The sequence below is a fragment of the Collimonas sp. genome (assembly GCF_035566555.1).
Classification (GTDB): domain Bacteria; phylum Pseudomonadota; class Gammaproteobacteria; order Burkholderiales; family Burkholderiaceae_D; genus Collimonas.
In genome coordinates this window covers 1-14,711 of record NZ_DATMRB010000090.1, presented here as the reverse complement: position 1 = coordinate 14,711, position 14,711 = coordinate 1, and the positions used below count along the sequence as shown (strand labels likewise).

Sequence of the window (14,711 nt, the reverse complement as noted above, 5' to 3'; positions counted from 1 at the left end):
CCTCCGACGCTTTGCGCGAACCACGTGTAGATGCCGATTCCGAAGCAAGCCAGGGTTTCCGCGGCGCGTTCAGGGAGCGCTGCGCAGTGTCAAGTCTTTGAAGCGTTGGATCAATTCTCTTCGACACCTTTGCCAGCAGTGTATGTGTATTCATATCCCCCATCTAATTTGATCAAGGATTGTTTTTTCCCCCATTTTGTACTTTTATAGTTATTGGCCCAATGATCATTTTTTCCGAACTTGTCAGAAATATACGGTTCCTTGCCTGTTAAATCCATTATTCTATAAAAAACTGGATTTTGAGACCTGCCGACTAAAACTAGCCGATAGACTTGCTTGCTGAAGTATTTTCTGTCGCCATATCGCTTCGTCTCTATTGCTGGAGAATTTTTATTAACTTGGAAATCTACAGCCGAATAGTCGATCGTCGTCCCAAAGTCGTCCTTTTCAGAATTACCCTTCAGTAGTATTTTCCCATTTAAAACAACGCTGCCATCATTGGTAAGTTGAATCATCCCAAATTGGGACGGATATTCATCCTTGATTAAACTGTCTTTGAGGTTTGATTTTTGACCATCTTCTGCAAAACCGATATGCGTCAAAGAACAAATAAATATAAAAATAAGAACTCTCATCGATTTCATGCTGTTGCCCTGATCGCAATTGTAATTTCCAATAATTCTCTAACTTTCGGAGCATCGTCCGTCTTGCACATGTATTTAATTATACTTATTCGATCGTTGATAAAACCATTGAGCCAGGTTCTGTGTGCTAACAGATAATCATCGTTGGATTTTTCAGCTTTGTCAGCTGCACCATCTACACCAACCTGATTTTCTAGCAAATATTTTGCATGCGCAGCCGTCATGGTGTCATTGATAAACGCTTTCACATCCGTCGGTCCCAAGTGGTGAGCCAGATATGCTATTTTGGCCTTTTCGCCGTCGTTGAGAGCGTCGAGCTTAAATTTTTCCTTCTTCAACATCGCCAGATTCTGCATGGCATAGTCTACTGCTGTGTGAATTGCGTATTCGGCTTCAAATCGCAAGTCGAGGATTTTTTGCAGATTCCCATCGCTGGCCGTAGCTCTTTTTGTTAGATACGGCTTGGAGGAAAGTTGTCTAGCGATGCTTATGGTGCCTTTTTTGGGCGTGAGTTTTGGCGTGACAAGCGATCCATTTTCGAGTTTGAATGCTTGAATCTCTTTGGTCTCGTCGCCTTTCTTATGCTTGATGGTCACCGTAGTGGTGGTCACCCATCCTTCCTTTTTTGCACGGGCATTTAAAAATGTGCCTTCGGTCAAAGCCAAATCGATCCAGGTCGCGTCCAAGAATTGCGTCATGCCACGAGCTGACGATAGTGACGATGCTGAGTTGGGATCCCACACAAAAGTGTCTTTGCGCTTCTTCTTGACGACAGGCTTTCCCTTTTTATCAAGTAGAGGTTTCCCGGTTTTTTTATCTTTTTGTGGCTCTTCCACTATCTCAAAAATGGTGGCTGCCTCGGCGTTCATGATTGCCGCAATGGCCTGGGGAATGAGTCCGGCTCGATTGCCCGCAGCGACAATGTAGTCGTGATAAGTGAAGTTCTGTATTAACCTCAAATTCAGTTTGTTTGGGCATTCCAGCGAAACTTCTTGCACTGGATGGCCTGCCGCTGAGCGAGTGTCGGTGACGGTGCCAGGTGGCGTGGTCGTTTTTGTTGCTGAGCTGGCGGGAGTGTCGGTCGCGGGTGACGTAGCAGTGGCTGCTGGAGGAGCCGGGACTGGCACCGCTGATGGCGGTGTTACGGGAGCCGGGGGCTTGCCTTCGTGGGTACGTAGTTGCGATTGTACAGCCAGCTTGGGACTGTGCAATCGCACATAGGTGTTATCGCCCCTGGGGCTGACCGTGGCGATATGCTTGGATTTCCCGGTGACGGTCTTGACCTCGACCTTCACCTTGCTGGACTCGCTTTTTACATCGACGGGCGGTACTTCCCCTTCGCTGTTGGTGACATGTTCGACCGTTTCTCCGTCCAAATGCAACATCACCTTTAGATCTTTGATCGGTTGGTTGAGCACGTCCACAAACTGCATGAACAGTGTGCGCTCCTGGGGAGTTTGCTCGTGATGTCCTGACGCAGGGTGAGGTTCTGGAGTTTGTGCCGCAGGTACCTGCAGGTGCTGCCCGACGTGAATCAAATTGATGTTGGATAAATCATTCAACTCCGCAATGGCCTGCGGAGTACAGTGGTGCAGCTTTGCAATTTTCGTGAGTGTGTCGCCTCGTCGAACGGTATAGCTGGTGGTCATGCTGAATCCTCATCGGGGTCCAAAGCTTCTTGGTCGTGCCAATCTGCCGTTTCTAGTTGTTGCGGGTCGTCTGCAAGGCTGGTATGTACTACCCAGTCACCGCTGCCCAGCAGTGCTTGATACACCGTCGGTGTATCCTCGTCCTTATGTCGATCATTTCTTCCGTCGCCGCCGGTATTGGCCACAATCGCAGCGCCGGTTGCTCCGAATTCGCGCGCGACTACATCGACACTTTGGCCAGGTGCGCTGTCAACGGCGCTAACAGCCTTCCAACGCAGGCTGTAGGGCGGGCCGCCTATCGTGGGATCAGGAATCACAAAGGGCAAGTTCTTCGGCCCTGGCAGGCTGTGTGAGGCTGCATGCGCCACATAGGCGCCATTCGTTCCATGCTCGATGCCACCAGCATTGTATTTGACATAGCTACCGCCGCCGTTGATCACCACTTCTTCTTTTGCCGTGATTGTGATGCGGTTTGCCGTATGGGTGATATTAAGTTTGGCCAGCAGGTTGATGCTGTCTTTCAAAGCCTTGACGTCGACGTCGCCGGCAGCAGCTACCATCTTCATCCCGGCTTTTTGCACAAACAATCGAAAGGTTTTGCCGATACTGGCAAACACGCTATCACCGCTGGCGATCGATAGACTCTTGCCGGAGGTAATGGCGGTATGTACGCCGCTGGTGATGTGGGTCGATTGAGCGGTCGTGGTTTCGATGCCGGCCGGGCTGGCCAGCACCAGGTGCGGCTCCGACAACTCAGGGAAGGCGCCGTCGTCGCCGGCGCCGCTGCCTTTGATCGCTTCATTTTGCGTCTTCAGGACTTTTGCAACGTCTGCCTGCTGTCCCTGTTTATCTTGAGCACCAGCTTGTTCTGCGGTGTCCGCTAGCGTTTCATGCTGGTCGCGCGCCGCAGTTAGGCGGCTGACCGTCTCCCCCATGTCCTTGATATGCGAAGCCGCATTGCTGCGTGCCTCGGTGGTGATCAACATGCCCTTGGCCGAACGCGCCACGCCATGCCCGTCAGTGCGTAGCTCCCAGCCCTCGCCACGCGCATCCTTGCGCCCCGCATTGTCTTCAATCCGGGTAATGCTGCCCAGGCTCAGCTGGCTGTGCTGGTGATCGCTCTTCAGCTGGGCTTGAATTTTTCCATTAGTGTCGTCCAGAATCAGGTGGTTGCTTCTGCCCCCAGCCTGGTTGCCACCGTTGGGCGTCAGTTCCCGGCTTCTGAAACCCATCAGGGACTGCTGGGTCGCCAGCTTCCATGGCGGCATATTGCGCTGGTTGTAGACACTGCCGGTGACGATGGGACGGTCGGGATTGCCATCGAGCCATTGGACGAGACATTCCGAACCCACGCGGGGGATCGACTTCGCGCCCAGTTGCCCGCCAGCCCATGCGCTGGCGACACGCACCCAGGCCGAGCTGCGTTCATCGTTGTTGCCCATGCGGTCCCAGTGGAACTGCACGCGTATCCTGCCGAATTCGTCGGTGTGAACGCTGCCCTGACCGGAAGGACCGACCACGGTGACAGTTTGCGGAGCTTGGATCTTGGTGTTGACACTGTGATAGTTGCGGCCCGGACGCCAGGGGATGGTCTTGCGCAGGCAGGTCAGTTCATTGCGGTATTCGGCCTTCTGGTCGGCCTGCTGCAAGTAGTTGTTGCTAGCGATGTGGTGCACCGAGATGATCAGGAATTCATTCTTACCGGCGTCTTCGTGGCTGGCGAACGGGCTGTTGGAAAAATGGCCGGTAAGGCGGTACCAACGTCCTGGCAGCACGTAGCGGTTATTGCCTGCGGCTTCAAAGTGCTTGCCTGCGGCTTCGATCTCTTCCATGCGCAGCCGTGACAGCTTGTCGGCATCCTGAGCACCTTTGACACCATAAGCGCCGGTATATTCGTAGGATTCAACATCCTGCACATTGCCCTGCTTGTTCAGGGTTGGCACGCCGGCATTGATCGGCACCGGGCTTTTGAAATTGAAACCGGAGAGTGAGACGGAACCGGGAACGATCTGGCGCACCGGAGAAAACTCGCCGATGCCGTCTTCTTCAAAGGCGCCGCCATGGCGCTGGAAGCGGATCTCTGCGCCACCGTCGATGGGCGCGGCCTGGGTGGAGTCATCGGTGATGATGAGTTTATGGCCCTTGTCGCTGTGCTCGTAGTAGTACAGCAGGCCGGCCGCTTCCAGGCGACGGTGGACGTAGTTATGGTCGCTCTCATCGAACTGGATCGCGTCCGTCATGACCGGATCGGTGCCGCTGACACGATAATCCCAATCGGGCAAGGTGCCGTAATCGGCGCAGATGCTGTCGATCTGTTCGCGCAGGGTCTTGCCGTGAAAGATGTAGTTGTCTTTGCGCAGGCGCAGGTACTGGGTCCAGGGTCCCAGCTTGGCTTGATAGAAGACGATATTGCCGTCGGTGCGGAGCAGGCGGAACTCGAAGCAGTAGCCGGTGAAGTAGCGCAGGCTGCCGTCGGCTCTCACCAGTTCTACACAGAACAGCTTGCCTTGCAGATCCTTCAGGGCCAGCTCGGCCTCATCGGACAATAGCTCCACGGTGTAGCCGAAATCGCGCGACAGGCTTTCGACGGCATCGAGCTTGTTGACCAGCAGCTGCGCTTGCGGACCGTCGTCGTGCGGGAAGGAGAGGCGGAGAACACGGTTGTTCTGCCGGCCCTGGATCAAGGCGGACAGGGATTGCAGCAAGCTACTCATGCGCGATACCTCGAAATTGAAGCGTTCCCAATAAACGGTTTGCCTGGATGTAGACAGGGCATTCTACTTGATAAGATCTTATTAAATCATAACTGCGAGCAACTTTGAGCGGTTCGATGGTTTTTTGCAAAAATTAACATTTTTCCGATTTATGGTGTGGCTTTGAGGTCTACTTGTCTTCTCTTTGCAGTGCGCTATACTGTATATCCATACAGTATAAAGATGTTGCTGTTGTCATAATAAGCCAAGGGAACATAACCTTGGCAAGTGGCATATGCAATTGGCCGTTATGTCTACCGTCCCGCCAGTTCTCCCTGACTATGCTGAGCTTCAGTGTCTCAGTCATTACACATTTTTAAGAGGAGCTTCGGCGCCGGAGCACTTAGTTCAGCGTGCTGCCCAGCTGGGATATGCTGGCCTGGCCGTGACGGATGAATGTACGCTTGCCGGCGTGGTGAAAGCACATGTGGAGGCCAAGCGGGTAGGGTTGCACTTGGTGGTCGGTAGCCAGATACTCATCACGCCGGAGGACGGCAGCCCGGCGTTCACGGTGATTTTTCTAGCGACGAATCGCAATGGCTACGGAAACCTTTCAGAACTGATCACCGTCGCCCGCATGCGGGCGGAGAAAGGCCATTATTTGCTCAGGCCGCGGGATCTCACCGAACCCTCTGACGACTTAGTTCACCTGAAGGGTTTGCCGGACTGCCAGTTGATTTTGGCTCCAAGTTATGGCGTCGGCAGCCAGGAGCTTCGGCGCCAAGTTGCCTGGTTGGCTCAGTGCGCACCAGGCCGCGCGCGTGTCGCTCTTGCGTTACATCTTCAATCGCAAGACGAACGGCACCGGGCGCGGGTTACTGCGGCGGCGGAAGAGTTCGCCTTGCCCGTCGTGGCGACCGGCGACGTTTGTATGCACAAGCGCTCATTTAAGCCCGTTCAAGACACCATGACGGCCATCCGGTTGGGTATTCCGCTCACCGAATGCGGTTACCACCTTCCTCCGAATGCTGAGCAGCACTTGCGCTCACGGCTTCGGCTGGGCAATCTATATTCGCGCGAAGCACTAGATGAATCTGTTCGCATCGCCAAGCTTTGCCAGTTTTCGCTTGATGAGCTGCGATATGAATATCCAGAGGAACTGATTCCCAAGGGGGAAACGCCGACAAGCTATCTGCGTAAGGAAGCCTACATTGGCGCGCAGGCACGATACCCGGCCGGTGTGCCCGCAAACGTTCAGAACCAACTGGAGTACGAGCTCGCGCTGATCGCGGAAATGCAATACGAAAGCTATTTCCTGACTGTCTTCGACATCGTTCGTTTCGCGCGTGCTCAGCAAATTCTCTGCCAAGGTCGGGGATCGGCCGCAAACAGCGCGGTCTGTTATTGCCTTGGTGTGACGGAGGTTGATCCGGCGCGCGGCACACTTTTGTTCGAACGCTTCATTTCCAAGGAACGTAACGAGCCGCCAGACATCGACATTGACTTCGAGCACCAGCGGCGCGAAGAGGTGATCCAGTACATCTATAAAAAATACGGTCGCATGCGCGCCGCCCTGACCGCGGTCGTCATTTCTTATAGGCCGCGCAGCGTGCTGCGGGACGTCGGTAAAGCACTTGGCGTTGACCCCATGGTTGTCGACAGAGTAGCAAAGGCTGGCCATGGCTGGGGTGGGAAGGCCGATCTGCGAGAGCGGCTGCTGGCGTGCGACTTTAATCCGGATTCCCACATATCGGAAATGTGGGGTGCATTGGCCGATAAGTTGATGCGCTTTCCGCGACATCTGTCCCAGCATCCCGGCGGATTCGTCATATCCCACACAAAGCTTTCTCGCTTGGTGCCAATCGAAAACGCGGCGATGCCTGAGCGCTCTATTGTGCAATGGGACAAGGACGACCTCGACGCCGTCGGCTTACTCAAAATCGATATTCTGGCGCTGGGTATGCTGAGCTGCATTCGCCGCGCCCTGGAGCTCGTTGCTGAGCAGCGCGGGGAAGCGTTTGAACTCCGTGACATTCCCGCGGAGGACCCGGCTACTTACGAGATGATCTCGCAAGCAGATACTGTGGGCGTTTTCCAGATCGAGAGTCGGGCGCAGATGTCGATGCTGCCGCGGCTGCAGCCGCGCTGTTTCTATGACCTCGTAATCGAGGTGGCAATCATACGGCCTGGCCCGATTCAAGGCGGCATGATCCATCCGTACCTACGGCGGCGCCAAGGTATTGATCCGGTGACCTACCCAAGCCCCCAAATGGAGGCAGTTCTCTCGCGCACGCTGGGAGTTCCAATTTTCCAAGAGCAAGTAATGCAGATTGCCATGGTGGCTGCTGGGTTTTCAGCTGGTGAGGCGGATCGACTTCGCCGCGCAATGGCCGCCTGGAAGCGAAAAGGAGGCTTGGAACAATTCGAGGACAAGCTCATGACCGGCATGGCCGACCGAGGGTATTCGACCGAGTTTGCAACCTCGATCGTTGGACAAATTCGGGGGTTCTCAGAATATGGGTTTCCGGAGTCGCACGCGGCAAGTTTCGCGCTGCTCGCCTATGCAAGCAGCTGGCTCAAATGCCATGAGCCGGCGGCCTTTCTCACGGCACTATTGAATTCTCAGCCCATGGGGTTCTATTCGCCATCATCCCTGGTGCAAGACGCGGTCAGGCATGGGGTAGTGGTTCGCCCGGTCGACGTCTGCAATAGCACCTGGGACGCAAAGCTGGAGCCAATCGCGGGTAGCGGAGCCGCGGTCAGGCTCGGATTAAACAACATTCGGGGTCTGGAGCGCGACGCTGGCTGGCGCATCGAGGAGGCGAGGGCAGTACGGTATTTTAGCGATATTGGTGATTTATCTAGGCGTGCTCGGTTGAATGCCGGTCACTTACAAGCGTTGGCCGGCGCTAACGCGCTAGAGCCCTTGGTGGGGAATCGACGGCAGGCGGTCTGGCAAGCTGTGGCCGGCGTGCCTGACAAAGGCTTGCTGCGGGCGGCGCCGATTCTGGAAGAGCCGCTGCTGCTGGAGGCACCGTCTGAGGCTGAAACGATCGTGTCGGACTATCACCACCTGGGGCTGACGCTCGGACGACATCCACTATGCTTGCTGCGCACTCGGTTGGCAAAGATGCGCTTCTTGCCGGCAGTGATATTGAATCAATTCGAGGATGGCCGACTAGCCCGCGGATGCGGTATTGTAACGGTACGGCAACGCCCGGAGACGGCGAAAGGGGTGATTTTCGTCACGCTGGAGGATGAAACAGGAAACGTCAACGTCATCGTCTGGCCGAATCTGGTCGAGAAGCAGCGCAAGGAATTGTTGAACGCGTCCCTGTTGGGCGTATACGGTAAATGGCAGTGCCATAGCAATGTGCGGCACCTGGTGGCGATGCGGCTGGTCGATTTGTCGCATCTACTGGGCGAGCTGGAAACCCACAGCCGGGACTTTTCCTAGTCCGACTGTGACCTGCAGCGGGAGGTGGCCTATGTGTGTAAATTACGAAACAGTATCGAGAGAAATTCTATACGACACTTTCGATGTCCAGATGGACCCCGACGTGGAGTGGCGTGGCGAGCTGTACAAGGACTACCTGGGACCGATAATTGTCCACAATGCTGACGGAGCGCGCCAGGGACTGCTTGCGAACTACGGCATGCTACCTAAGCAGCACATGCGGCCGGGCGAGGCGTTTAGCACTATGAATGCCAGAGCCGAAACGATCGGCCAGCTGCGAAGCTATAAACCATACTGGACCGCCGGCAATCTCTGCCTGGTGCCTATGCACGCATTTTATGAGCCGAATTGGGAGGGTGAGGAGCACGTCCGTTGGAAGATCGGAATGGCTGACGAATCACCATTTGCGGTGGCAGGTATCTATCGCCAATGGCAGGAGCACGATGGCGGGACCTCCTGGGCATTTACGCAAATAACGATCAATGCCGACGAGCATCCGCTGATGAAACGATTTCACAAAAAGAATGACGAGAAGCGGTCATTGGTGATCCTATGTCCAAGCGAGTATGACGACTGGCTTTCATGCCGGGATCCAGAGAGAGCCCGTGCATATCTCCAGCAGTTTCCGGCTGAGTTGATGAATGCAGTTCCCGCACCGAAGGAAAGAAAACAAAAAAGAGAAGCCCTACCGGACAACCTGGATCTATTTTGATTCCTCCGTCTCGCGTAACTGATAGGTATGCACTTAACTAGGGCATCGCTGCTGAACTTCGATACTGATTGCAAGAGGATATTGAGTGGCTATAAACCGAGTTTGTTCTTCCTGCTTCGATGATAAAGACTTGCGTTCTTGGGTGCGCGAGGCCAACGGACGTAGGGGATGTGATGCGTGTGGAAAATTTGATTCGCCGACCTGCAAGTTATCCGAAATTTGCGAGCGTATTGAGTCTTGTTTGAAAAATTACTGGGGATTTGCAGTCGAACAACTGCCGTATGAATCCGCTGAAGGAGGGTATCAAGGTACCACATGGAACACGGGCGAACTTTTAAGCGACGAAGTAGGGCTGTTCCTTCCCCGTGACAATCGCAATCGTCTTTTTTACGCAATTATAGGTGGACTCACTGACGAGGCATGGTGCGACTACGATTGGCTAACCTTAGATCATGATGTCGCGCTTGGAGCCAGTTGGGAAAGCTTCTGCGAGACTGTTAAGCATAAGCGGAGATTTTTCTTTCATTCTGAAGGTGCAGATGATCGTGACTCCTATACTGCACTGTCTCTCCTGGCAGCGATTGCGATAACGAGTGAGCGAATTGGACTAATTCGCGATTTATCTATAAACACCAAGCTATGGCGGGCTCGTCCTGATCTCGCCAAAGGGAAAAGGGTTTGCGCAGCTAGTTTTGGTCCGCCGCCCGAGGAGTTCGCTCTGCAAAGCAATCGAATGAATCCTCCCGGTATTCCAATGCTCTATCTTGCATCTTCCGCCAAGACGGCGCTTAAGGAGACGCGGGCACGCGAAGCCCGAGTCGGCCAGTGGGTGGCCGCAAGGCCGCTGCGGGTGCTTGACTTGCGTGATCTACCAGACGTGCCAGGAATTTTTTCAGATACCGCTAGGAACGAGCGGCTTGAGTTGATTTTCCTCCATCGGTTTGCCAGAGACGTTATGACTCCGGTCGAACGCGATCAACGAGTTCATGTCGACTACCTGCCGTCTCAAGTAGTGACAGAGTTTTTCCGTGACTTTGATTTTGAAAATGGAAGACTTGACGGTGTCGCCTACGGAAGTACCGTTCACCCTACTGGATGGAATGTAGCGCTTTTCGCCAATCTGGTCGATCTGGGCCTCGAGATACGAAAATGGGGAGCCCGGTCCGCGCCTTGGCTCCACTATATGCATTCAGTTCGGACTAGGCTATAAACTTCATTGTTCTACAATGTCCAATACACATAGTGCAACAGGGTTGAACCAACGAGGTAAGGGGAAAATGTAATGGCTTGGGGAATGAAGGAGCAAATTGACCATTTGGAGAAGTTACTTGTCCCTGGCGTGGTTGGGATGTATCGAAGTTTTGAGGTGACCGAGATTGTCGGCTACCAGGCCGGCACTCCAGCTAGAAATTTCCTAAGTTTGTTAGTCGCTGAGCCAGGTGAACCATCTGCGACATCGCAAACTGCACCGTCCTTTATCAATTCGGCGCCCATTAAACTACGTGGGACCGCTTGGCAGTTTGGCGTCGTGAGATACCGCGTAGCGCCAGAGCAGGTGCTGGAAGCCCTTCGTCGCTTCGGGACGAGCGGAACTTGGAAACCTGGCGCCGCCACCTTGGAAGTAGGAAATCTCATCGCGGTGCCGCCGCAGTTCGTACCTGCGGACTCGTATCGGCCACATCCTTGGAACGGTGTACTGAAAAATAACTACTGGGATGGTTCGCATGTCCTCGAGATGTTCGATATTACAAAGAACGATGTACGTTTTCTATTGGATAAGCCGAAGTTGCTCGCCGAACTCGCAGCGCTCATTCGTCCGTGCGTTCCGATAGGAATTGACGGGTTGTCGGACAGGTTGGGAAATGTCTTAATCCAGCTACCAGTCACTGTAGTCGTGACAAAAGTAGGTGGCCAGCAAGAAAGTGACTTTCCGCTTGAGCCGACCTGGCATCCAAACGCCGAACCGCGCCCGTTGCGAATATCTTGGGAGATGTACGAGGACGGCACGATGGAAGACTTCGCATCGACCGCTGTTGACGGTGGGCCTGCCAAGTTTCCATTTTACTCGCAGCGTATGGGCGCGCGGTATGTTGTATGGGACGACTGTAATAAGGTGATTCTCGGCGCCTCAGCGCAGACAGCTTTCTTTGGCGGTCGCGGGATGGTAAGCGTGACGATTTCGGGGATGAATTCTGAAACGCGTGATTTTAAGGTGCCTGGGGTCGATGGCAAGCTCGAGCCGATCAGCAAGATCCTTCACGAGTCGAATCCGCGTGGGGTCGTAACTGACATGCCGACCGGCAATCCACGTGAACCTTGGCGTTCTCGAAGAGTGTTCAGAGAAAGCCTTCACGCGCTCCAGCAGCGCAAGGAATTCGTTCAGTATGGAAGGCCGTCAAATGCAGGCCCCGTTGAAGCCTTTGCCGATATTCGCTGGCTACTTGAACAACACGGAATGAATGGTGCCTGGATTTGGGACCCTTTTCTCAATGCTAAGGATGTACTAAATACGCTCTTCTTTTGTCCACATCCAGGCGCAGATCTGAGGGCACTGTCATCAGGGAAAAAAGTGTCAAGCTGCAGGAAAGGTGTAGCTACTGAAGGGAAAGTTGGTCGTCCCTGGAAGGTAGAACAACAGGAGCTCATGGAAGAAGCACAGGGCAATTGCGCAGGCTTGAATCTGGAGTTCCGCAGCCGCGGAGGAAGGGCCGGGTGGTCTTTCCATGACCGTTTCCTTATATTTCCGGGAGCAGCTGGTGGCGCCAGCGCATGGTCCCTTGGAGCCTCCGTCAACAGCTTGGGCAAGAAGCATCATATCCTGCAAAAGGTCTCTGACGGCGAGCTAATTCGGCAATCGTTTCTGGAACTTTGGAACACACTTGCAGCCCCTGACTATCTTGTATGGAAGAAACCATGACGTTGAAAGCCAAAGAGCTAGCCAGGGCCACGTTCCGAATGGCCAACGGAGTCGGTCCCGCCGAGCAGCCCAAGTCCCTCCAGCAATTCGTTAGCCAAGTGCGCAGTACGGACGGGCCGTTAAGTACTCTGGATACTCAATCGCTAGCGCAATCAGTTTATGCAGAATTCCAATTTCTTGGACCACTAGTTCGAGACGGGATCATGCCAGACTCCGCGTCGATGGCTCGCTGGGAAGCCGCCGTGCGCTGGATTTTGACCGGCTTGCGCAATTGGAATTCGAACAAGACTAACGCGCTCATCGAGCTTCAGGCTTTGCTGACATCGGTACAAGCCCTAGATGCCGACTCTGCGGGGCTTGAAAATATAGCTGCCCTGTTAGATGGCGACGAGATGGAGGATGCTTTGCTGGGACTCGTTGAGAATGCGAATGTCGGCCCATTTGGGGGAGTTGATCGGCGCTTTCCTAATTTGGCTCAGGATCTAAAAGTGGCAACGCAGCAAGGTGAATATAGAGGGCTGGGTTACATTCTTCCACAAGTGATGCCAGAATTTCGTTCCGACCTGTCGGCGGCTGTCATCCTCTTGTGGAAATTGGTGCCAGGTAAGCTGGCGATAGCAGTGTCCAAGAAAGACGAGGTTCTTTTTTCAATGTTCGTGTGCCGAAGCTTAAGGGAGAACGCCGCCCATTTCGCGCTCGACGTCCCACTCGGGTCTTTCAAGTTCGTCAGTATTTCAGACATTCCATGCGGTCCAAAGATCGACCGTACGACACAGGTCTGGGGCGATCTGTTACGGCAAATACTCGTACAAGTTGCTGAAACCTCGGATTGGGTTGGATGGATGCTGGCTTTGTACAGATCGCCTCACAGCGAGTCGAACGCGGGGAGTGCGTTGGCCGACGCACTTGTAGATTTAGAGGAAGGGCATTGGTTTGCGTTCGTACAGGCCCTGTCTTTGGGGCATTCCCATGCGGCGGCGGGGCCGGTGGCGCAGATTATGGCTCGATTTGCCAGTCGTGTTGAAGCATCCAAGGCCAAAATAATGTGGTCTATTGCCTTCGCACGTTGGGACGAATGGAACTATGCTAAGGGCGAGCAGCAGACATATTTGTTCGCGCCCGCGAGTTGCGCACTAGATTACCCTGTATCGATGTACTACTCGCAATTGTCGGGCCCGGAACTTGACAAGGAGGACGCGAGGCTCACGAAAATCGTGGAGCAGATAGAGCAACAGTGGTTCGAGTCGGCTTCAGACCTCACCACTGAGCGGAACAGGCTATTGTCCCGCCTGCGGCTGGTGCGGCATGCGATGGAGCTAAGGGTATCTGATGCAAATCTGCTTCCTCCTGCTATCCAGCCAGACGCCGCCCCATATGCCCGCCTTCGCTATCTTTACTATGATATTCATCATCGTGAGTCACCTAGTGCGTAGTTGACTGCAATAGCCGATGAGCAATTAAGCTTGGGGGAGGAATCGGGGGAAGAATTAGGGGATTTCAGGGGGATGATTAGAATCTAGTCATAGACAAATTCAGCCCACAATTCCCCGTGATACCCCCGTCTACTTGGTTCGAGTCCAATCGTGAGAGTGAGCTTACTCAGGAAAATACATGAAAAAAAATATCGGAATACTACTTTCAAAATTGGTGTTGCTCTGCACTGTTCTCGCTTCATGCACGTCTTCTCAAGTACTAACCTCTCAAGCTCCTCCGTATCCTGAGGAGGCGTTACGCTATGGGTTAGAAGGTGATGTAGTTGTCGAGTACTATCTTAACAACGAAGGGCGTGCAGAAAATGTTAGGGTTACGAAAAGTAGCGGGTGGAAAATATTAGACGACGCGACTGTGGCATCAACAAGAAATTTGCACTTTCCAGTTGGTTCAGGAAATGACGCTCCGGCAAAGACACATAAGATCAAAACTTCTTGGAAATTGAATAACGTTCAAGCTTCGTCTCCTTCATATATCATTACTGGCAGCTGCGCTAAATCCGAGCGATTTATCGACTTTAGAAATTCGAAGGAAGGAGACGGATTGCTGGTCCGCTTTCTAACAGGTGTTGATGGCCGGCCTTTTGGAATTAAAATTGAGGACAGCGCGGTTGATCAAGTCACGATCGATTCCGCAGTGGCATTTATTCAAAACTGCAGTTTCACACCGAGCATAAATTTGCATGATGGGCACGTTGTCGTCGGAAGTGGCTTTGCACGACTCATTTCTAGGACATAGCCTGTCCGGTAGCCGTGAGGTTAGATGGAAGACCATTTCGCCATCTGAAGAAAGCCCACATTGAGATCCTTGGGATTTATCGAACCGTGAATTCGAATCCGGGGGATGTATTCGAATTCAAGCCCCGGTGGCAAGGATTTGGTGGCACCAGGGTAGTGAAACACTGGTTATTTTCTTTGTGGTATGTTTTGTGGTATTTAATTTTAACTGATTGTTTCTAATAGATATGTTGATTCCACCCTCTCCGCCAGATATTAGTTTCAAATAGATCTAAGAAGTCCCAGAACCCGCATATCTCACTATGAGAATGCGGGTTTTTCGTTTCATGACGTCTCAGTTGGTTCATTGACATCCCAAAAAATCGGGGGTACTTTCGGGGGTATCAAAAGCACCCCTTGGGGGTACTCATA

At 53.4% G+C, this 14,711-nt stretch carries 9 protein-coding genes; 6 read left to right on the top strand and 3 right to left on the bottom strand.

Translation table 11 applies throughout. The features are described from left to right. Positions 1-110: 110 nt before the first annotated feature. The 3 genes from VNZ65_RS11370 to VNZ65_RS11360 are packed head-to-tail and all read right to left on the bottom strand — an operon-like array spanning position 111 to position 5,007. Complete coding sequence (locus tag VNZ65_RS11370; RefSeq protein WP_325669005.1) at positions 111-644, bottom strand: hypothetical protein; 534 nt, start codon at positions 642-644, stop codon at positions 111-113. After that, complete coding sequence (locus tag VNZ65_RS11365) at positions 641-2,293, bottom strand: LysM peptidoglycan-binding domain-containing protein (RefSeq protein WP_325669003.1); 1,653 nt, start codon at positions 2,291-2,293, stop codon at positions 641-643. Before VNZ65_RS11365 ends, VNZ65_RS11370 begins: the two co-directional genes overlap by 4 nt. Beyond that, entirely contained in the window at positions 2,290-5,007 is a 2,718-nt protein-coding gene (locus VNZ65_RS11360; protein WP_325669001.1) for a type VI secretion system Vgr family protein, read from the bottom strand. Before VNZ65_RS11360 ends, VNZ65_RS11365 begins: the two co-directional genes overlap by 4 nt. Before the next feature lie 289 nt (positions 5,008-5,296). On the opposite strand from VNZ65_RS11360, the gene VNZ65_RS11355 reads away from it, so the two are divergent. The 6 genes from VNZ65_RS11355 to VNZ65_RS11330 all read left to right on the top strand — a co-directional run bounded on the left by VNZ65_RS11355 (position 5,297) and on the right by VNZ65_RS11330 (position 14,301). After that, positions 5,297-8,443: an error-prone DNA polymerase gene (locus VNZ65_RS11355; protein ID WP_414649104.1), complete on the top strand. Its 3,147-nt coding sequence runs from the start codon at positions 5,297-5,299 to the stop codon at positions 8,441-8,443. A 31-nt stretch (positions 8,444-8,474) separates the two neighbouring features. Next, positions 8,475-9,155, top strand: a complete 681-nt coding sequence (locus VNZ65_RS11350; RefSeq protein WP_325668996.1) for an SOS response-associated peptidase — start codon at positions 8,475-8,477, stop codon at positions 9,153-9,155. 85 nt (positions 9,156-9,240) lie between these two features. Then, positions 9,241-10,365, top strand: coding sequence for a HEPN-associated N-terminal domain-containing protein (locus VNZ65_RS11345; RefSeq protein ID WP_325668994.1), 1,125 nt, complete (start codon positions 9,241-9,243; stop codon positions 10,363-10,365). Between the two features lie 72 nt (positions 10,366-10,437). Then, positions 10,438-12,072 (top strand): VPA1262 family N-terminal domain-containing protein, encoded by a 1,635-nt coding sequence (locus VNZ65_RS11340; RefSeq protein WP_325668992.1) that lies wholly within the window; start codon positions 10,438-10,440, stop codon positions 12,070-12,072. Next, positions 12,069-13,505, top strand: a complete 1,437-nt coding sequence (locus VNZ65_RS11335; RefSeq protein ID WP_325668990.1) for a hypothetical protein — start codon at positions 12,069-12,071, stop codon at positions 13,503-13,505. The genes VNZ65_RS11340 and VNZ65_RS11335 overlap by 4 nt, the downstream gene beginning before the upstream one ends. 178 nt (positions 13,506-13,683) lie before the next feature. After that, a complete protein-coding gene (locus VNZ65_RS11330; protein WP_325668988.1) occupies positions 13,684-14,301 on the top strand; it encodes an energy transducer TonB in 618 nt (205 codons plus the stop codon). The last annotated feature ends 410 nt before the right edge of the window (positions 14,302-14,711 follow it).